Here is a 19193-nt window from a genome sequence, read left to right as displayed (position 1 = left end):
CGCCCACGTTGGCGGTGCCCTGAGTGTGCCAGCGAGGTCGGTTGGCTGCAAGAGTTGAACGCAAGGGTGCGGGGACGTGACGAAATCGTTATCTCGGCACCGCTCGGCGGGTGGCACGGTCCGGCTGGCCGGGACGGCCGGCACCCGCCCGTTCAGCGCGGGCTGGTGACGTCCACCGCCTCGATCGCGATCGCCAGTGCCCCCGTCACGGCTGCCTTCTCGCCGAGCTGCCCCTGCACGACGTCCGGCGTCCCGTCGGCGTCGACGACCGTCATCGACTCGAGCGCGTGCCGCATCGGCCCGAGCAGCAGCTCCCCCGCCCGCGCGAACTCCCCGGTCACGACGATCCGCTCCGGGTCGAGCACGTTGCACAACCCGACGGCGGCCGTCCCGATCGCACGCCCCGCGTCCGCGATCGCCCGGATGCAGACCGCGTCCCCGGACATCGCGCGGAGGATCAGGTCGGTCGTCTTGAGCGTCCCCACCTCGTCGCGGATCGACTCGAGCACCGCGGGGGCACCGGCCACGGCCTCCAGGCAGCCGCGGTTCCCGCACCGGCACACCGGCCCGTGCGGCAGGACCGGGGTGTGCCCGAACTCGCCGGCGACGCCGTGGTGCCCGCGGAAGAGCCTGCCGTCGAGCACGAGACCGGCGCCGATGCCGTGCCCCGCGTCGATCGTGATGGCCGTGCTCCGACCACGCGCGGCGCCGCTGCGGTGCTCCGCCAGGGCGGACAGGTTCGCGGCGTTGTCGACCTGGACCGGCTTGCCCACCCGGCGCTCGAGCGAGGCGCCGATCGGGATCCCGTCCCACCCGCGCAGGATCCCGCCGCGGGCCGTCATGCCGGACCTCCGGTCGATCGGTGCTGAGACCGCCAACCCGACGGCCAGCACCTCGTCCATCGACGACTCGACCGACTCCGCCATGTCCATCACGAGCAGCGCCGTCCGGTCGAGCTCGGCGTCGGCCCGGTGGTCCCGGGCGAGCGGCATGTGCCGTTCGGCGAGCACCGTGCCGTTGAGGTCGGACAGCGCCAGGCGCAGGTGCCGGGGCGAGACGTGCACGCCGGCGACCAACCCGAGGCCGTGGGGCAACGTCACGCGGAGCGCCCGACGTCCGCTCGACGTGCTCGGGGTGGCGTGCAGGGCGCCGGTCGCGACGAGTTCCTTGACGATGTTCGACACCGTGGCCGGGCTGAGGCCGGTGACGCCCGCCAGCTCGACCTGCGTCAGCCCGCCGTGGCGCTTCACGGCTGCGACCACGCGACCCCGGTTGGCTTCACGCAGTGAAGCTTGGCTGCCCGGACTCCGTCGTGGCTCTGACACGGGGACAGCGTAACGGGGCGCCTCGCGGCGCCGGCTGGGCGGCCGTCCCGGGCACACGACGGACGGGAGGCTCCCCACCCGCTGGTGGGGAGCCTCCCGTCCGTCGTGCGGTCACGTCGTGACCCGGACGGTGCGGTCCGACCGCATCCGTGCCGAGCGGACCGTGCCCGCCTCAGGGCTTCGTGATGAAGCCCTCCTTCACCATCCACTCGAAGGCCACGTCGGCCGGCTCGCGCCCCTCGACGTCGACCTGCCGGTTGAGCTCCTGCAGCACCGCGTCGGTGAGCTTCGGCGAGATCTGGTCGAACACGCCCTCGAGCTGCGGGTACCGCTCGAGCGTCGCCGTCGACAGCACCGGAGCGACGTTGTACGCGGGGAAGAACCCGCGGTCGTCCTCGAGCACGCTGAGTCCGAGCGACTTGATGCGCCCGTCGGTGGTGAAGACCTCACCGAAGTTGCACGTCCCCCGGTCGGTCGCCGTGTAGACCGTGCCGGTGTCGAGGATGTCGACGTTGCCCTTCGGGATCCCGCCGTCGCCGGAGCCGCCGAGCGTCAGCCCGTACTGCTCGAGCATCGGCTTGAAGCCGTCCGGGCGGGAGTTGAACTCGGACTCGACGCAGAACGTGCGGTCCTCGACGGGCAGGTCGGCGATCTGCGAGAGCTTCGTGATGTCGCCGAGCTCCCCGACCGCCTCCTTCCGCACCGCGAAGGCGTACGTGTTGTTCATCGGCGCCGGCTTCAGCCAGGTGAGCCCGTTGCCGGCGTCCTCGTCCTTGACCGCCTGCCACTGCTCGGTCTTGTCCGGGATGCCCTCCTTGTGGCCCATGAAGGTCAGCCAGGCGGTGCCGGTGTACTCGTACGTCATGTCGGCGTCGTGCGAGGTCATCAGCTGCCGCACGGCCACCGAGCCGGGCACGTTCGTCTCGTCGGTGACGTCGAAGCCCGCGGCGGAGGCGGCGAGCACCGCGATCTTGCCGAGCACGAGCTGCTCGGTGAAGTTCTTCGCGGTGACGGTCAGGGGCGCGTCCTCGGGCAGGCCCTCGACGTGCTCGATCGAACCGGGCGCGGCGGCCGGCACGAAGGCGGCCGCCGGCTGCAGGCCGCACCCGGCCAGGAGGCTCGTGGTCACGCCCGCCAGGACGGTGGCGGTCAGTGCACGGCGGGTCCGGGTCCGGGCGGTCGGGCTGGGCCGGGCGGTCGCGCTGGTCCGGGTGGTCGGGCTGGTCCGGGTGGTCGGGCGGCGGGTCATCGAAGTCCCTTCGGTCGGGCGAACGTCTCGACGATGCGGCCGAGCCAGTCGATGGACAGGGCGAGCAGGGCGATGAGGAGTGCGCCGGAGACGAGCACCTTCGGCAGGAACAGGTTCACGCCCGTGGTGATGAGCAGCCCGAGGCCACCGGCACCGATGAACGTGGCGAGGGCGGCCGACCCGACCAGGAGCACGAGCGCGGTGCGGATGCCGGCGAGCATGACGGGTACGGCCAGGGGCAGTTCGACCTTGAGCAGCACCGCGGCGGCGCTCATGCCCATGCCCCGACCGGCCTCGACGAGCCGGGCGTCGACGCTCTCGATGCCGATGATCGTGTTCCGCAGCACCGGCAGGATCGCGTAGAGCACGAGCGCGACGACCGCTGCCCAGAACGTGAACCCGAGCCAGAAGGCCAGGAGCACGATGAGGCCGACCGCCGGTGCCGCCTGCCCGAAGTTCGCGACGGCCAGGATCGTGCCGCTCGCCTTCCGGAGCGGACCGCGGGTGAGCGCGACACCGAGCGGGATGGCGATGACGAGCACGATGACGGTCGACACGACGGTCAGCATGAGGTGCTGCCAGGTGAGGTCGAGCAGCCCGGACGGGTTGAGGGTCGAGCGTTCCGAGTCGGTCAGTTCGGCGTTCGCCAGCCAGAGGGCGAACGCGCCGAGCACCACGAGGATGACGACCGGCTGGACGACGAGCCCGCGCCAGCTGGTCCGCTGCCCGGTCGCGGGCGACGCGGCGACGACGTCGCTCACCGGTCACCCCGACCGTCGGCCGCGGTGTCCACGTCCGTGGCGAGCGAGTCGGCGGCGGAACCGGTCGGCTCGTCGCCGAGGTCACCGCGTTCGGCGCTCGACACGGTGCCGATCGGGTTCGTGTTCGTCCCGACCGGGGTGTAGGCCTGGTCCTCGGCGGCGGCGGCGCGGGTACGGGTGATGGCGTCCATGACGGTCTCGACCGTGATGACGCCCCGGAACGCGTCCCGGCCCCCGGTGACGAGCGCGGCGCCGGCACTCGAGACGAGCATGGTGTCGAGGGCGTCGTTGAGCGTCGAGGCCTCGGTCACGACGGGCAGGTCCGCCGCGATGCCCTCCGGCACCTTGTCGAGGCGCTCGAGCTGACGGCGCGACGGCCAGCCGATCGGGCGCTGCCGACGGTCGACGACGACGGCGTGCCCGTGGCCGCCGGCCTCGCGCATCCGCTGGAGCACGGCGGCGGTCTGCTCACCCGGCGAGCAGGTCACGGCCTCGGCGAGACCGACCTCGCGGACGCGGGTGAGCGTCAGCTGCTTCAGCCCGGCACCCGAGCCGATGAAGTTCTCGACGAACTCGTTCGCGGGCTCGGCCAGGATCCGCTCCGGGGAGTCGTACTGCACGATGTGCGCACCCTCCGAGAACACGACGATCCAGTCGCCGAGCTTCACGGCCTCGTCGAAGTCGTGGGTGACGATGACGATCGTCTTGTGCAGCTCGGCCTGGATGCGGATGAGCTCGTCCTGCAGGCGCTGGCGGGTGATGGGGTCGACGGCGCCGAACGGCTCGTCCATCAGGAGCACGGGCGGGTCGGCGGCGAGGGCGCGGGCCACCCCGACGCGCTGCTGCTGTCCACCGGAGAGCTCGCGGGGGTAGCGGTCGCGGTAGGTGTCCGGGTCGAGCGACACGAGCTCGAGCAGTTCGTCGACGCGGGCCGCGATCCTGTCCTTCGACCAGCCGAGCATCTTCGGCACGACCGCGATGTTCGCCGCGACGGTCATGTGCGGGAACAGGCCGCCCGCCTGGATGACGTAGCCCATCCGGCGGCGCAGCTCGTCACCGTCGATCTTCGTCACGTCGTCGTCGCCCACCACGATGCGGCCCTCGGTGGGCTCGATGAGGCGGTTGATCATCTTGAGCGTGGTGGTCTTGCCGCAGCCGGACGGGCCGACGAGCATGACGATCTTGCCGGCCGGGATCTCGAGCGTGATGCCGTCGACCGCGGGCTTCGCCTGGCCCGGGTACCGCTTGGTGACCTGGTCGAGCAGGATGCTCCGGCCGGTCACGTCGGTGTCGGGCGCGGTGGTCGGGGAGTCAGTGCTGGACACGGATACCTCTCGAGGTGGTCAGGCGGCCGAGGCCGAGGAGCAGGAGGTCGAGGACCAGGGCGAGCAGCACGACGCCCACGGTCCCGACGACGACGGAGTTGAGCGAGTTCGCGCCACCGAGGCGGGACAGCCCGGAGAAGATGAAGCTGCCGAGTCCGGGGCCGAGTGCGTACGCGGCGACCGCGGCGACGCCCATCACCATCTGCGCGGAGACCCGCACGCCGGTGAGGATGATCGGCCAGGCCATCGGCAGCTCGACCTGCACCAGGGTGCGGAAGCGGCTCATCCCGATGCCGCGGGCCGACTCGACGACCGCGGGCGGGATCTCGTTGAGCCCGACGACCGCGTTGCGCAGGATCGGCAGGGCGGCGAAGAAGGTCACCGTGACGACGGACGGCACGACGCCGAACCCGAGCGGCACGAGCAGCAGACCGATGACGGCGAACGACGGCAGCGTCAACCCGATGGTCGAGACCTCGTTCGCGGCGGATCGCAGACCGGGGATCCGGTAGACGAGGGCCGCGAGCACCACGGCGATGACGGTCGCGAGCACCACGCACTGGACCACCAGTGAGAAGTGCTGCCAGGACGAGAACCAGATCTGGTCCCATCGCTCGGCGATGTACTGGAACACCGGTTCTCCGCTCCCTCCGGTCGGCAGTTCGACCCACGGATCGGGGCACGAACGGCCCCCAAGCTACGCAGGTCGCGTGCGTGATCCGGACTCCGCGGCAGTCGGACCACGCCCGACACGCATCACAGGTGTCAGGAAAACCCCAGTTCGGAGCGGAGCTGTACCGGCGAGCCTGAGAGAACGGTAACGATCAGCGCGGGTCGTCGGCTACGAGCCGGTTCCGCGGATCGTGACCTTCCCGCGCAGTTCCGCCGCGCGGGCCGCGATCCGGTCGGCCTCGCGCACCGCCACCCGCTCGGCGGTGAGCAGCAGACCGCCGACCTGTTCGGCCGTGCGTCCGCCGCTGTCGTTCCACCGTGTCAGGTCCCGCACCCGGGCCATCCGGACGTCCGGCGCCGGGCACCACGCCACCGGGTCGCCCTCGGTGGTGGCGAGTGCGTGCCAGACGAGGTCGAGCGACCGCTGCACGGGCTGCGCGTGCACGGCGTGCGGACCTCCGGCGGCGTCGACCACCGCTCCGACCAGGCACGCGCCGACGAGCGGGCGGCCGGTGACCTCGGTGGCGGCGGCGCTCGACGCGGTGCGGGTCCGTCCGCGGTCGTCGAGGTAGGCGAACCACGCGTGCTGGATCCACCCGCGCTCGACGACCGCCCGGGCGTCGGACAGCACGCGCTGGAGGTCGGCGAGTTCGGCCTGGTCGGCGTCGAGGCGACGGAGACGGGACGCCGTCCGACGGGCCGCGAGACGGTCGAGGACCCGGCCGAGACGACCGCGGTGGACAGCTGGACGGGAGGGAGCGGCGTCGGTGGCGACGTCGTGCTGGACGCGGAACTCGAGGGTCATGAGGCCCCTCCCGATCTTCACGTGCACGGATGGTGTGGGGAGACGCTAACCCCGCGCCTCGGGCGACGGAACCCCCTGCCGACCGTCGTGCGGGAAGCGGAGGGCGGCGGCGCTCAGTCGTCGAGGACCGCGTCGATCGCCCGCCGCGCCACGGCGCGGAACGACGGCTCGTCGCTGACCGCGAGCGCCGACGCGATCGAGACGGCCCATCCGCGCGCCCGACCCCAGGTCTGCGGATCGAGGCTGCCGTCCTGCGCGGTGACGCGGCGTCGGAAGTCGGCACGGGCCTCCCGGCCGAAGGTGAGCCACGCGGTCGCGAGGTCGACGGCGGGGTCCCCCGCGGTGACGTCGCCGAAGTCGACGACGGCGACGAGCCGGTCGGCGGAGGCGCCGTCGCCGGCGACCAGGTTGAAGGGGTGCAGGTCGCCGTGCACCCAGACGGGAGGCCCGGCCCACGCCGGCAGGTCCGCCGCCCTCCGCCAGGCGGTCGCCAGATCGGCGGCCCGGGGGACGGGGTGGGTCGCGAGCCGCTCGGTGACCGCCGCGGTCCGGGTGTGCAGCGGGACGGCACGGACCGGGTTGACCGGAGCGTCGGCCGGTGCCGGGACGTGCAGCGCGGCGAGGAACGCGGCGAGCGCTGCCGCGACCCCGGGGCCGCCCGCCCGCTCGCCGACCGCCGCACCGGGGAACCACGGCACGACGCTCCACGACCACGGGAACCCGAGGGCGGGGCGGCCGGTGCGCAGTGGGGCCGGCACGGGAACGACGTCGGCGACGAGCCGTGCGATCTCCGGGAGCCACCGCTGTTCGTGCTCGACGAGCACCGCGGCGGCGGCGCGGCGCGGGAGTCGGACGGCCAGGTCGGGGCCGGGCGCATCGCCGGGGGCGGGCGCGCCGCCGGGGCCGGGCGTGCCGCCGGGGCCGAGCCGTACCAGGACGTTGTCCCAGCCGTTGGCCACGACCGTGAGCGTGCGATCGGCGAGGTCGGGGTGTTGGTCCGCGAGCAGGGCGCGGACGAGGGCCTCGTCGACGTCGACCTCGGCTCGGGGTGTGGGCACGCCGTGATCGTAACGGGCGCGTGCACGGGTCGTGGAAGACTGGGAACCACTGACGCACCACGTCCCAGATGTCACATGTCCGGCTACCCGCCGGGGCAGGGACGTCCGACCGGGACGCACCGAGGAGGCACACACATGACGGTGACCGTCCGGGTACGCCTTACGGGTCGGGTGCACGTGGTGGACCGCGTGCCCTGGCGGGTCGGACCGCGCGGTGCGCACGCCGGGGACGGCCTGGCGGAGTTCGTCGCGGAGGCCGTCGGCCGGAGCACCGAGCGGATCGGGGGGCTGCTCGACCTCGACCGGCTCACCCTGACCGCCGCTCCGCCCGAACTCCGCGCCGGGCGGGGCGACTCGGCGGCCGAGGTCAGGGCGGTGGCGGGCAGGGCCGCCGAGGTCAGGGCCGCCGCGGTCAGGGCGGGGGTCGTCCGCGGGATCCGTCGTCGGCCCTCCCGGGTCGTCGCCGGGTTCGCCGACCTCCGGACGCGGACTCCGGCCGGACGCCGGACGCACCTCCGCCTGTTCGTCGTCGACGGTCCGCACCGCTACGTCGTCGAGGGCGTCCAGACCGTCGCGGGCGGACTGCGGACCCGGTGGCGCCGGGCGACGACCCTGCACACCGTCGTCGTCCGGCTCACGGGTGCCGGGGCCCTGCCGACGACGGAGGTGACGCGGCGGCTCGCCGCGGGTGACCTGGACGGTGAGGTCGTGCTCGCCGGCGTGCTGCGGGTCCGCTGGCCCTGGCCGCCGCTGTGGCTCGGGCTCGGGCTCGGGCTCGGAGTCGGGATCGGGCGGCGTCCCGCGCCGCGACCGGCCCCGCACCGCTGACCCCGTCGGGCACTCGTCCGGGTTCGTGTCGTACCGTGCCGACATGCATGGATGGCGGGAGCCCACGCGGTGGGCCAGGTCCGGTCGGTGGTTCCTGGTGCCGATCGCCGTGCTCGACTGGTTCTCGCTCGTGCCGCAGCCGGTGTTCGTCGTGGCGTTCGCGCTCGCCGTCATCGGCCTGGTCGGCATGGGTGCGGCGCTCGTCGTCCGGGCACTCGGGCGTCGGCGCGGCACGATGGCGGCGCTCGGCGTGCTCATGCTCCTCGGCGGCCTGGCGATGTTCGGCCTCGACCCGTTCCCGGGATCGGTGCCGTTCCTCGACCCGTGGTGGCCGGCGTTCCTCACCCAGCCCCAGCACGTCGGCAGCGCCTACTGGCAGCTCGCGGCTCTCGGGGTCGTGCTGACCGGGTTCGGCCTGCTCGCGACCCTGCTCGTCGCAGCGTTCACGGACGGGCCGCGCCGCACCGTGCGCTGATCCGGCCGGGTGCGCCGGGACCGCTGCCGGAGCGGAGCGTGCGTCCGGGCGCGTCCGTCCGGACACCGCTCGTCGGGACACCGCCCGACCGGTCACCGCGCGACCGGACACCGCGCGACCGGTGCCGGTCTACCCGGCCGTTCCCCGGCGTGTGACGACGACGAGCGTCACGTCCGTCGTCGGCTCCTCGTCCCCGAGCAGCCCGCGGACGTGCTCGGTCAGGGCGGCAGCGTCGGGCGTCCGCGCGACGACCGCTGCGAGGGCCTCGAGGGTCGCGAGCCCGGGCAGCGCCGTCAGGCCGTCGGACGACACGACGAGCCGGTCACCGTCGGCGAGGTCCACCCCCACCACGGGCCGCTCCTCGGCGGCAGCGCCGACGCCGATCGGCAGGGCGGACGGGAGCTGTCGGATGGTGCCGTCCGCCCGGACGAGGAGCGCGGTCCCGAGCCCGGCGTCCACCAGGTCGACGTGACCCGTCGTCGGGTCGAGCCGGGCGTGGGCCACCCGGGCGACCGCGTCGGCGACCCGGAGGTCGGGGGCGACCTGCGCCTCCAGGCCGGTCACGGCGGTCCCGAGGGGGCCGTCCACCCGTGCGACGAGCGCCCCGCGGACGGTTGCTGCGAGCAGTACGGAGGCCCCGGCGCCGGCCGCGACGGTGCCGACCGTGACCGCCAGAGTCCCGTCCGCCGTGACCCGCCAGTCGGCCAGGTCGCCGCCACCGTCCGGTCGTCGTGCCGTGACCGTGGCGACCTCGAGACCGGGGACCGCGACCGGGTCCGGCACCAGGCCGGACCGGACGTGCCCGAGACGGTCGCGCTCGAGGGCGTACCCGAGCTCGCGTTCCGCCCAGTGCGCCAGGTCACGCAGCAGCGCGACGTCGTCGTCCGAGAACTCGCGCGGCTGCGCGTCCATGATGCAGAGGGTGCCGACGCGGGTGCCGTCGGCCATCGACAGCGGTGCGCCGGCGTAGAAGCGGATGCCGTGCTCGGCCACCGCCGCGGTGTGGGCGAACCGCTCGTCGAGCGTCGTGTCCGGGATCACCATCGGGGCCGGGGTGAGCACGGTCGTGGCGCAGAACTGTTCGTTCGCCGGCACGCTCGACCCCTGGTTCCAGCCGAAGGTCGACTGCGTGGTGACGAGGTCGTGGTGGACGAGGTTGAGGAACGTCAGCGGCACGCCGAACGCCTCGTGGGTCATGCGGGTGATCCGGTCGAAGCGTTCCTCGGGCCCGGCGCCGAGGACGCCGAGCGCCTCGACCAGTGCCGTGCGGTGCTCGACGTCCTGCGGTGCGTTCACACCCCCTGTCTACGCGAACCCTCGTCCGTGAACCAGTCCCGCGGGTGGGGGTCGGCGGTCAGTGCGCGGCGCGGACCGGTCGGAGCCGCCCACTGCGCCGCATTCGCGAGGACCCGCTGGATGTCCGGGTGGTGGTACACCGGGTACTCCTGGTCGCCGGGCGAGAAGTAGAAGACCTTCCCGAGGCCGCGGCGGTAGGCCACACCCGAGCGGAACACCTCGCCGCCGGCGAACGTCGACAGGAAGACCTCCTCGTCGGGGCGGGGGATGTCGAAGTACTCGCCGTACATCTCCTGCCGGTCGATGACGATGGGGTGCGGGACCCCGGCGGCGATCGGGTGCTCGGGCGCGATCGTCCAGACGAGTTCCCGCTCGCCGTCGTTGCGCCACTTCAGGGAGCAGGTCGTGCCCATCAGCCGGGTGAACGGCTTCGAGTAGTGCCCGGAGTGCAGCACGACGAGCCCCATGCCGGCGTGCACGTGCCGGACGACGCGGTCGACGACTTCGTCCGCGACCTGGTCGTGGGCGACGTGACCCCACCAGAACAGCACGTCGGTGGCGGCCAGGCGCTCCTCGGTCAGGCCGTGCTCCGGCTCCTGGAGTGTGGCGGTCGTCACCGTGTGCGTGGACGCGTGCTGGCCGTGCTGGCCGGCGTGGCCCTGCTGGCCGTCCCCGGCGTCCGCAGCGTCCGCGCCGGGGGCGAGGCGCGCCTCCAGGCCGGCCGCGACGACCGCGTGGATGCCGTCGGGGTAGTGCTCGCGGACGGTCTCGTCGCCGCGGGTCTCGTGGACGTTCTCGTTCCAGACGACGATGTTCACCGGACCACCTCGACCTCGTGCCCGGCCTGCGCCGAGGCGTAGACGGCGTCGACCACGCGGCTGCGGTGCAGGGCGAACTCACCGTGGTGGCCGTCGTGCCGTCCGGAGCGGATCGTGGCGAGGAACTCCTCGATGACGCGCTGGTGGTGCCCGGCGGGGACCTGGACGCCCGGGCGGGTGACCGTCGGGATGCCCTGCTCGTCCGAGTACAGGGTCACGGTGCCCTCGGTGGCGTAGTCACGGATGAACAGGCGCGCGCCACCGGTCGAGCCGAGCAGCTCGACCTCGATGTCCTCGGCGTCCTTCGAGTAGCTCGCCCACGACGCCTGGAGGAGCAGGCTCGACCCGTCCTCGAAGCGGAGCAGGGCGCTCGCGAAGTCCTCGACGTCGAACGGGCGGCCGGTCGCGGCGGACACCGGGTCGCGGTCGCTGCCACCACGTCCGGCGCGGCCGAGCTCGTTGTACGTGACCGCGCTCGCGGTGACGACGGTCGGCTCCCCCATCAGGTGCAGGGCGATGTCGAGCACGTGCGAGCCGAGGTCGATGAGCGGACCGCCGCCCGCGGTCTCCTTGTTCACGAACCAGCTGCGGATGCCCGGGATGCCCGCCCGACGCAGCCAGCTGGCACGGGCGTGGTAGACGGTGCCGATCGGGCCGGTACCGGGTGTCGCGAGGGCGCCGTCGTCGGTCGTGTCGACGGCGTCCCCGGCCGTCTGCCCACCGCGCAGGTGGTTCGCGAGGAACTGCACGTCGGCGCGACGGCGGTGGTTGTAGGCGACCTCGAGGACCCGGTCGTTGCGGAGGGCGGCGTCCACCATCTCCTGGGCCTGCTCACCCGTCGTCGCGAGGGGCTTCTCGCAGAACACGTGCTTGCCGGACTCGAGCGCGGCGACGGCGATCGGGTGGTGCAGGCTGTTCGGGACCCCGATGGAGACGATGTCCAGGTCGTCGCGGGCCACCAGGTCCTGCCAGTCGGCGTACGCGTTCGGGACGCCCCGGGAGGTCGCGAGTTCGCGGAGCCGTTCGGGTTCCTGTCCGGCGAGGGCGATCACCTCCACGCCGGGGAGAGCGGTGAAGGCATCGAGGTGGGTGGTCCCGGCGAAACCGAGGCCGACCACCCCGACGCGGAGCGTGCGGGATGCGTCCGTCGTCGTCGACATGCGTCCGACGCTACCCGAGGACGGGTCGAATCGATACGACGAGCAGCGTGTCGCGGGGACGGTCGTCGCACCCGGGATTCCCACCGGACGTCCGGGACCATGGAGTCCATGACGCCTCGATCCCTGTTCCGCGGCCTCGCGATCGCCGAACTCGTGACCTGGACGATGCTCCTGGTGGGCATGCTGCTCGAGTACGGCGCCGGGCTGGGCGACCTGCCGGTGCGCATCGGCGGCAGCGTGCACGGCTTCGTGTTCCTGGCCTACCTGGTCGTGACGACGGTCGTCGCGGTGAACCAGCGGTGGTCCTTCGGTGCGACGGCGCTCGGGTGGCTCAGCGCGGTGGTGCCGTACACGACGCTGCCGTTCGAGGTCGGGGTCGCCCGGCGCGGGATGCTCGACGGCACCTGGCGCCGTGAGCCGGCGACCGGGCAGCGCCCCGGGCCGCTCGACCGGCTGCTGTTCGTCGTGGTGGCGCACCCGGTGCTCGCCGCCGTGGTCGGTGTCGTGCTCGTGGCGGTGGTGTTCGGCGTGCTGCTCGTGCTGGGGCCGCCGGTCCCGACCCGGTAGGTGGGGCGGCCGCCCCTGAGCCGACGGGTCGGAGTGCGAGACGCCGGCGTCGGCACGAGACACCGGCGTCGGCACGAGACGCCCGCGTCGGCACGAGACGCGGGCGTCGGCACGAGACGCCCGCGAGCCGCCGAGACGCCGCCACTTTCGGCGGCGTCTCGGCGCGTCAGCGGCGTCTCGGCGCGTCAGCGGCGTCTCGGCGCGTCGGCGGCGTCTCGGCGCGTGAGCGGCGTCTCGGCGTCCGCGCCGGCCGGCGCACAGACGGACGGGAGGCCCGGTGCCAGCTGGCACCGGGCCTCCCGTCCCTGGGTCGCGCGCCTACAGGCTCGCGAGCGCCGCGTTCAGCGTCGCCGACGGACGCATGACCGCACTGGTCTTGGCGTCGTCGGGCCGGTAGTACCCGCCGATGTCGGCCGGGTGTCCCTGCACCGCGACGAGCTCCTCGACGATGGTGTGCTCCTGCTCGCCGAGCGTCGTGGCGAGGCCCTGGAACGCGGCCGCGAGCTCGGTGTCCTCGGTCTGCGCGGCGAGCTCCTCGGCCCAGTACTTGGCCAGGTAGAAGTGGCTGCCGCGGTTGTCGATCGAGCCGAGCTTGCGGCCCGGGGACTTGTCCTGGTCGAGGAACGTCCCGGTGGCACGGTCGAGGGTGTCGGCGAGGACCTTGGCCCGCGCGTTGCCCGTCACACCGGCGAGGTGCTCGAGGCTGACCGCGAGCGCCAGGAACTCACCGAGGCTGTCCCACCGCAGGTAGTCCTGCTGCACGAGCTGCTGGACGTGCTTCGGGGCGGAGCCGCCGGCACCGGTCTCGAACAGGCCACCGCCGCCGAGGAGCGGGACGACGGAGAGCATCTTCGCCGAGGTGCCGAGCTCCATGATCGGGAACAGGTCGGTCAGGTAGTCGCGCAGGACGTTGCCGGTCACCGAGATGGTGTCCTCGCCGCGGCGGATGCGCTCGAGCGAGAACCGCATGGCGTCCTCGGGCGACATGACCTCGATCTGCAGGCCGTCGGTGTCGTGCTCCTGCAGGTACGTGCGGACGAGGCCGATGAGGACGGCGTCGTGCGCCCGCGTCTCGTCGAGCCAGAACACGGCGGGCGAGCCGGTCGCACGGGCGCGGGTGACGGCGAGCTTCACCCAGTCGCGCACGGCGACGTCCTTGGTCTGGCAGGCGCGCCAGATGTCGCCCTGCTCGACGTCGTGCTCGAGGACGGTCTCGCCGGCGGCGTTCGTCACGCGGACGACACCGGCACCGGGGAGCTCGAACGTCTTGTCGTGCGAGCCGTACTCCTCGGCCTTGAGGGCCATGAGTCCGACGTTCGGCACCGAGCCCATGGTGGCCGGGTCGAACGCACCGTTGGCGCGGCAGTCCTCGATGACGGCCTGGTAGATGCCGGCGTAGCTCGAGTCCGGGATGACGGCGACGGTGTCGCGCTCCTCGCCGTCCGGGCCCCACATGTGGCCGGAGGTGCGGATCATCGCCGGCATCGAGGCGTCGACGATGACGTCGCTCGGGACGTGCAGGTTCGTGATGCCCTTGTCGGAGTCGACCATGGCGAGGTCGGGGCCGGCGTCGATGCCGTCCTCGAACGCCCGCTTGATCTCGGCGCCGTTCGGCAGCGCGTCGAGTCCGGCCAGGATGGAGCCGAGGCCGTCGTTCGGGGTGAGACCGGCCGCGGCGAGGTCGGCGCCGTAGCGGGCGAACACGTCGGGGAAGAACGCCCGGATGACGTGCCCGAAGATGATCGGGTCGGAGACCTTCATCATCGTGGCCTTGAGGTGGACCGAGAACAGGATGCCCTCGTCCGCGGCGCGCTGGATCTGCTGCCGCAGGAACTGCTCGAGCGCGGCGACGTGCAGCACGGTGCCGTCGACGACCTCGCCGGCGAGCACCGGGATCGACTGCTTGAGGACCTGCTCGGTGCCGTCCTGCGCGACGAAGGTGATCGTCAGGGTGTCGGCGTCCGGGGCGACCCAGGACTTCTCGTTCGACCGGAAGTCGTCGACGCCCATCGTGACGACGTTCGTCTTCGAGTCGGAGCTCCACGCGCCCATGCGGTGCGGGTGCTTGCGGGCGTAGTTCTTGACCGAGAGCGGCGCCCGGCGGTCGGAGTTGCCCTCGCGCAGGACGGGGTTGACGGCGCTGCCCTTGACGCGGTCGTAGCGAGCACGGGCGTCGCGCTCCTCGTCCGTCGTCGGCTCGTCGGGGTAGTCCGGCAGGTCGTACCCCTGCGACTGCAGCTCGGCGATGGCGACCTTGAGCTGCGGGATCGACGCCGAGATGTTCGGCAGCTTGATGATGTTCGCCTCGGGCGTCCCGGCGAGTTCACCGAGCTCGGCCAGCGCGTCGTCCAGGCGCTGCTCGTCGGTGAGCCGCTCCGGGAACAGGGCGATGATCCGACCCGAGAGCGAGATGTCGCGGGTCTCGACGTCGACGCCCGCGGTCTTCGCGAAGGACGCGATGACGGGCAGGAAGGAGTGGGTCGCGAGGAACGGGGCCTCGTCGGTGAGCGTGTAGATGATCTTGGCCATGCTGGCGGGTACTCCCTTGTTCGCGCGGTCCGTGCCCCCCACGCTACTCGCGGCGTGAGATGTCTCGACATCAAGATACTCGTCCGGTGGACGGAGATCGAGGGTGGGCCTCCTGTGGAGGAACGGGAACCGGAGCGGGCGCGCCCTCAGACCGTCAGGCGGAACACCCGGAGCCCGGCGGTCCGGAGCCCCGCGGTGCCGAGTCGCGTCCGCAGGTTCCGGAACGGGCGCCGGAACCCCGACACCGCGGTCGCGGCCCCGAGCTGGTGCAGGACCTCGGCGGTGAGGGCGCGTTCGAGCTTCGGCGCGAGCCGGGTCACGCCCGACACGGTGATCACGATGCGGACGGCATCGAGGCGGAGGAGCGGCTCGAGCAGCTCGGCGGCCTCCTGTGCGCGGTGGAAGGCGGGGTCGTCACCGGGTCGGCGGATCGCAATGACGGCCAGTTCGGCCTCGGCCGGCCCGTGCAGGTCCGGCAGGTCGTCGACACCGACCACCCGCATGCGTCCGGCGTCCACCCCGGCGCGCACGGCGGCCGATCGGAGGACGGGGAGCAGGTCCTGGGTCCCGGCGAGCACGACCTCCGCCGACCGCAGGTCGATGGGTTCGTGCCGCTCCCGCGGCGATCGGGCCATGAGGGGTCCTCTCCGTCGCTGGTCCCGACCCTACTGACGGACCGGCCGGGAGGCCCGGATCACCCGGTCCGACCGGCCGACTCCCAGCGGGGCCGGGTCGACTCCCAGCAGCGCGTACGTCGTCCGAGCACCCGCGGAGCAGCCGGAACCGGGGCTGTACAAGCGGACAGCTTCGTGCAGAATGGTCTGCGGCCATGACTCCCCCTCACGCAGACCACCCCGGCAGCACGCCCGTCGTGCACCTGACCCGTCGTGCTGCCCTCGCGGCGGAGCGGGCGCAGCAGACCGGCCGGGCAGAGCGGGCGACGCCGCCGCCGCACGACGACCGGGCACGCCGAGTCACCGCGCCGGCCCCGCAGCCGCACGCCAACACCCGCATCCGCCGGGTCCCCCGACGCCGGGTCGCGGTCGCCCCGCACGCCGCGACCACGCCCCTGACGTCGACACAGTCCGCCGCTCCCCGTCGTCGGGGCGCACGCGCCAGCCGCCTCACGATCACGAGCGCCGTCGCCGCCCTCGCCATGTTCGGCGCCTCCGCGATGCCCGCGCACGCCGGCACCGGGACGTCCGCCGCCACGTCGATCCTCGCGCCCGCGGTCGGCTCACAGGACTTCGGCGTGACCCGGGTCGCCCTCGCCAGCACGAGCCGCGACGGCTTCACGGTCGGCGGCGGGGTGGCCGCGACCGATGCAGCAGCCGGCGACACCGTGACCTACGGCGGCGAGGTCCGGTCCCCCTTCCCGGGCCCCGTGCGGATGAGCTCCGGCTTCGGGTACCGCACCGCCCCGTGCGGCGCGTGCTCGTCGCTGCACCAGGGCCTCGACTTCAACCCGGGCATGGGCGCTCCGATCGGTTCGGTCGCCGCGGGCACCGTGCGGGTCTCGGGCGTCTACTTCTCGTACGGCGAGACCGTGATCGTCGACCACGTGGTGGACGGCCGGAAGGTCTCGACCCTGTACGGCCACATGATCCCCGGGTCCTCGCCGCTCCGGGTCGGCGACACCGTCCAGCCCGGGCAGTTCATCGGGAGCGTCGGCTCGTCCGGGGTCTCGACGGGCGCGCACCTGCACCTCGAGGTCCTCATGGACGGCACGCTCCCGATCGACCCGGCCGCCTGGATCGCGGCGCACACGGGCCGGGCGCTCTAACCCCACCCGACCACCTCCACCAGCTGCGGCACAGCAGTCCTGCGGCGTCGTCCCAGCGATCCTGTGCAGGATCACAGCATGGACGATCACCACCGACCGCCCGCCCCCTCGACGACCGCCGCGCCGTCGCGCTCCGCCCGGACCCGCTGATGGGTGCCGACACCTGGATCGCCTTCGCCCTCGTCGTCCTCTTCGTGCTCGTCGGCGGGGTGTTCGCCGCCGCCGAGATCGCCCTCGTCTCCCTGCGTGAGTCGCAGCTGCAGCAGCTCGAACGCCGCGGTGGCCGGGGCGCCCGGGTCGCCGCACTCGGCCGCGACCCGAACCGCTTCCTCTCCGCCGTGCAGATCGGCGTCACGGTCGCCGGGTTCTTCTCGGCCGCGTACGGTGCCGCCTCGATCGCCCCGGACGTCGCCCCGCTCCTCACCGGGCTCGGCCTCGACCGCGGTGCCGCCGAGGCCGTCGCCCTCGTCGCGATGACGCTCGTGATCGCCTACCTGTCCCTCGTGTTCGGCGAGCTCGTCCCGAAGCGTCTGGCCCTGCAGCGCGCCGAGGGCTTCTCGATGCTCGTGGCGCCCACGCTCGACCGCTTCGCGATCGCGATGCGCCCGGTCATCTGGGTGCTGTCGGCGTCGACGAACGCGGTCGTCCGACTCCTCGGCGGCGATCCGCACGCCCGCAGCGAGTCGATGAGCACCGAGGAACTCCGCGGCCTCGTCACCGACCACGACGCGATCGACGCGCAGGGCCGACGGATCGCCCGGAGTGCCCTCGACGCGGGTGACCGGATCCTCCGCGAGTCGATGCGCCCCTGGTTCGACGTCGACGTCCTCGCCGCCGACCTGCCGATCGGGACCGCGACCGACCGGGCGATCGACCACGGTCACACCCGCCACCTCGTCACCGCCGGGTCGCGCGACGACGTCGTCGGCTTCGTGCACCTGCGCGACCTGCTGCGCCCGACCGACCCGACCGCGGCCGTCGCGACCGTGGTGCGCCCGGTCCTGGCCCTGCCCGAGACGAAGTCGCTCACCGGCGCCATCGCCGCCATGCGCGCCGACGGCCACCAGATCGCGCTCGTCGTCGACGAGTACGGCGGCAGCGCGGGCATGGTCACGCTCGAGGCCCTGCTCGAGGACCTGGTCGGCACCATCCACGACGAGTACGACGACCGCACCCCGACCGTGCCGGACGAGGTCGACGGCGCACTCGTCCTCGAGGACCTCGCGGCCGAGGGCGGACCCGTCCTGCCCGACGGCGACTACGAGACCGTCGGCGGTCTCGTGCAGGTCGCACTCGACCGTGTGCCGCGGGTCGGTGACGTCGTCGAGACCGCCGGACACCGCCTCGAGGTGACCGCCATGGCCGGTCACCGCCTGGCGCGGGTGCGGATCGCGGCGGTCCAGGCCGCCGCCCCGGTCCCGACGGCCGCGGCCATCGTCGACTGACCCCACCCGGACGGGAGGCGCTCCCCGCGACGGTGGGCAGGCCTCCCGTCCGGTGGTCGGACCGCTGCACCCACGGTCGGCCGCCACGGGCCTTCGGGGCCGGCACGGCACGTCGGCGCGCGGGGACGGGACAGCCGACGGCCGCGGGACCCGCGGGACCGGCCCGCCGACGTAGCCTTGCCGCATGGGTATCGACGTGCGCAACGAGATCCGCGACTTCCTGTCCAGCCGACGGGCCCGACTGACGCCCGACCAGGCGGGCATGCCGTCCTTCGGGGGCGGGACGCGACGGGTGCCGGGCCTGCGTCGGCACGAGGTCGCGATGCTCGCCGGGGTGAGCGTCGACTACTACACGCGGCTCGAACGCGGCACGCTGAAGGGCGTCTCCGAGGGTGTGCTCGACGGCCTCGCCACCGCGCTCCAGCTCGACGAGGCCGAGCGCGCGCATCTGGCCGACCTGGCCCGGCTGGCGAACGCGGGCGTGAAGACGACCCACCGCGCGGTGCCGACCTCGGTCCGACCCGCGGTGCAGCGCCTCCTCGACGCGGTCACCGGCGCCCCGGCCTGGGTGCGCAACGAACGCCTGGACATCGTCGCGACGAATACGCTCGGTCGCGCCCTCTACGCCCCGGTGTTCGCCGGTGCCGGGCGGCCGGTCAACACCGCGCGCTTCGCGTTCCTCGACCCCGCCGCGCGGGACTTCTTCCCGCGCTGGGAGCAGACCGCCCGCGACGCCGTCGCCGTGCTGCGGACCACCGCGGCGTCGAACCCCTGCGAGCCCGGACTGATGACCCTGGTCGGCGAGCTGTCCGTGAAGAGCGAGGAGTTCCGCACGTGGTGGGCCGAGCACGACGTGCACGTGCACCGCTCGGGACGGAAGCACCTGCACCACCCGATCGTCGGCGACCTCGAGCTGACCTTCGAGGCGCTCGACCTCGTCGCCGACCCCGGCCTGACGGTGTTCACGTACGGCGCCGACCCCGGGTCGGAGTCCGAGCGCTCCCTGTCGCTGCTCGGCACCTGGGCGGCGACCGAACTGGCGGAGCAGCGGGCGGCCACGCGCACGGCCGAGTCGGCGGACCGCGTCGACTGACCGG

The 19193-nt window shown here is 73.3% G+C and carries 18 protein-coding genes; 6 read left to right on the top strand and 12 right to left on the bottom strand.

The genetic code is table 11. The annotated features are described in order from the left end of the window. Window positions 1–152: 152 nt before the first annotated feature. The 7 genes from KM842_RS13905 to KM842_RS15900 all read right to left on the bottom strand — a co-directional run bounded on the left by KM842_RS13905 (window position 153) and on the right by KM842_RS15900 (window position 7195). A complete protein-coding gene (locus tag KM842_RS13905) occupies window positions 153–1262 on the bottom strand; it encodes an ROK family transcriptional regulator (protein WP_253206140.1) in 1110 nt (369 codons plus the stop codon). Window positions 1263–1497: 235 nt separating this feature from the next. Continuing rightward, complete coding sequence (locus tag KM842_RS13900) at window positions 1498–2574, bottom strand: glycine betaine ABC transporter substrate-binding protein (RefSeq protein ID WP_216259269.1); 1077 nt, start codon at window positions 2572–2574, stop codon at window positions 1498–1500. Beyond that, window positions 2571–3335: an ABC transporter permease gene (locus KM842_RS13895; RefSeq protein ID WP_216259267.1), complete on the bottom strand. Its 765-nt coding sequence runs from the start codon at window positions 3333–3335 to the stop codon at window positions 2571–2573. Before KM842_RS13895 ends, KM842_RS13900 begins: the two co-directional genes overlap by 4 nt. Continuing rightward, window positions 3332–4660: an ABC transporter ATP-binding protein gene (locus KM842_RS13890; protein ID WP_216259265.1), complete on the bottom strand. Its 1329-nt coding sequence runs from the start codon at window positions 4658–4660 to the stop codon at window positions 3332–3334. The genes KM842_RS13895 and KM842_RS13890 overlap by 4 nt, the downstream gene beginning before the upstream one ends. After that, the gene (locus KM842_RS13885) at window positions 4647–5294 is read right to left on the bottom strand and encodes an ABC transporter permease (RefSeq protein ID WP_111080090.1); all 648 of its coding nucleotides are present in this window, start codon (window positions 5292–5294) and stop codon (window positions 4647–4649) included. Before KM842_RS13885 ends, KM842_RS13890 begins: the two co-directional genes overlap by 14 nt. A 207-nt stretch (window positions 5295–5501) precedes the next feature. After that, window positions 5502–6158 carry a DUF6197 family protein gene (locus tag KM842_RS13880; RefSeq protein ID WP_216259263.1) on the bottom strand — a complete coding sequence of 219 codons (657 nt, stop codon included), beginning with the start codon at window positions 6156–6158 and terminating at the stop codon, window positions 5502–5504. 92 nt (window positions 6159–6250) lie between these two features. Next, window positions 6251–7195, bottom strand: a complete 945-nt coding sequence (locus KM842_RS15900) for a phosphotransferase (RefSeq protein ID WP_253206139.1) — start codon at window positions 7193–7195, stop codon at window positions 6251–6253. Window positions 7196–7330: 135 nt separating this feature from the next. Between KM842_RS15900 and KM842_RS15895 the strand changes: the two genes are divergently transcribed. Together KM842_RS15895 and KM842_RS13870 are read left to right on the top strand one after the other, a co-directional pair. Beyond that, entirely contained in the window at window positions 7331–8023 is a 693-nt protein-coding gene (locus KM842_RS15895) for a hypothetical protein (protein ID WP_253206138.1), read from the top strand. A 43-nt stretch (window positions 8024–8066) separates the two neighbouring features. Next, a complete protein-coding gene (locus KM842_RS13870) occupies window positions 8067–8498 on the top strand; it encodes a hypothetical protein (RefSeq protein ID WP_216259259.1) in 432 nt (143 codons plus the stop codon). Between the two features lie 129 nt (window positions 8499–8627). Here KM842_RS13870 and KM842_RS13865 read toward each other — a convergent pair whose 3' ends face one another. Genes KM842_RS13865 through KM842_RS13855 form a run of 3 tightly spaced genes read right to left on the bottom strand, consistent with a single transcriptional unit; the run spans window position 8628 to window position 11772 of the window. Then, window positions 8628–9794, bottom strand: coding sequence for a PP2C family protein-serine/threonine phosphatase (locus KM842_RS13865; RefSeq protein ID WP_216259255.1), 1167 nt, complete (start codon window positions 9792–9794; stop codon window positions 8628–8630). Continuing rightward, window positions 9791–10612: a ThuA domain-containing protein gene (locus tag KM842_RS13860; RefSeq protein WP_216259253.1), complete on the bottom strand. Its 822-nt coding sequence runs from the start codon at window positions 10610–10612 to the stop codon at window positions 9791–9793. Before KM842_RS13860 ends, KM842_RS13865 begins: the two co-directional genes overlap by 4 nt. Then, the gene (locus KM842_RS13855) at window positions 10609–11772 is read right to left on the bottom strand and encodes a Gfo/Idh/MocA family protein (protein WP_216259252.1); all 1164 of its coding nucleotides are present in this window, start codon (window positions 11770–11772) and stop codon (window positions 10609–10611) included. Before KM842_RS13855 ends, KM842_RS13860 begins: the two co-directional genes overlap by 4 nt. A 108-nt stretch (window positions 11773–11880) precedes the next feature. Here KM842_RS13855 and KM842_RS13850 point away from each other — a divergent pair, with 108 nt between their 5' ends. Further along, entirely contained in the window at window positions 11881–12339 is a 459-nt protein-coding gene (locus tag KM842_RS13850; RefSeq protein ID WP_216259251.1) for a DUF3817 domain-containing protein, read from the top strand. Between the two features lie 318 nt (window positions 12340–12657). On the opposite strand, the gene KM842_RS13845 is transcribed toward KM842_RS13850, so the two are convergent. Both KM842_RS13845 and KM842_RS13840 read right to left on the bottom strand, forming a co-directional pair. After that, window positions 12658–14868 carry an NADP-dependent isocitrate dehydrogenase gene (locus KM842_RS13845; protein ID WP_216259250.1) on the bottom strand — a complete coding sequence of 737 codons (2211 nt, stop codon included), beginning with the start codon at window positions 14866–14868 and terminating at the stop codon, window positions 12658–12660. Window positions 14869–15014: 146 nt separating this feature from the next. Further along, window positions 15015–15503, bottom strand: coding sequence for a hypothetical protein (locus KM842_RS13840; protein WP_216259249.1), 489 nt, complete (start codon window positions 15501–15503; stop codon window positions 15015–15017). A gap of 194 nt (window positions 15504–15697) precedes the next feature. Between KM842_RS13840 and KM842_RS13835 the strand changes: the two genes are divergently transcribed. The 3 genes from KM842_RS13835 to KM842_RS13825 all read left to right on the top strand — a co-directional run bounded on the left by KM842_RS13835 (window position 15698) and on the right by KM842_RS13825 (window position 19189). Beyond that, complete coding sequence (locus KM842_RS13835; protein ID WP_216259248.1) at window positions 15698–16651, top strand: M23 family metallopeptidase; 954 nt, start codon at window positions 15698–15700, stop codon at window positions 16649–16651. Window positions 16652–16800: 149 nt separating this feature from the next. Continuing rightward, the gene (locus KM842_RS13830; RefSeq protein ID WP_216259247.1) at window positions 16801–18096 is read left to right on the top strand and encodes a hemolysin family protein; all 1296 of its coding nucleotides are present in this window, start codon (window positions 16801–16803) and stop codon (window positions 18094–18096) included. A gap of 184 nt (window positions 18097–18280) precedes the next feature. Continuing rightward, window positions 18281–19189: a helix-turn-helix transcriptional regulator gene (locus KM842_RS13825; RefSeq protein WP_216259246.1), complete on the top strand. Its 909-nt coding sequence runs from the start codon at window positions 18281–18283 to the stop codon at window positions 19187–19189. Window positions 19190–19193: the final 4 nt, after the last annotated feature.

The sequence above is a fragment of the Curtobacterium sp. L6-1 genome (assembly GCF_018885305.1).
In the GTDB taxonomy this organism is placed as follows: Bacteria; Actinomycetota; Actinomycetes; order Actinomycetales; family Microbacteriaceae; genus Curtobacterium; species Curtobacterium aetherium.
This window is presented reverse-complemented; position numbering and strand designations above follow the sequence as displayed.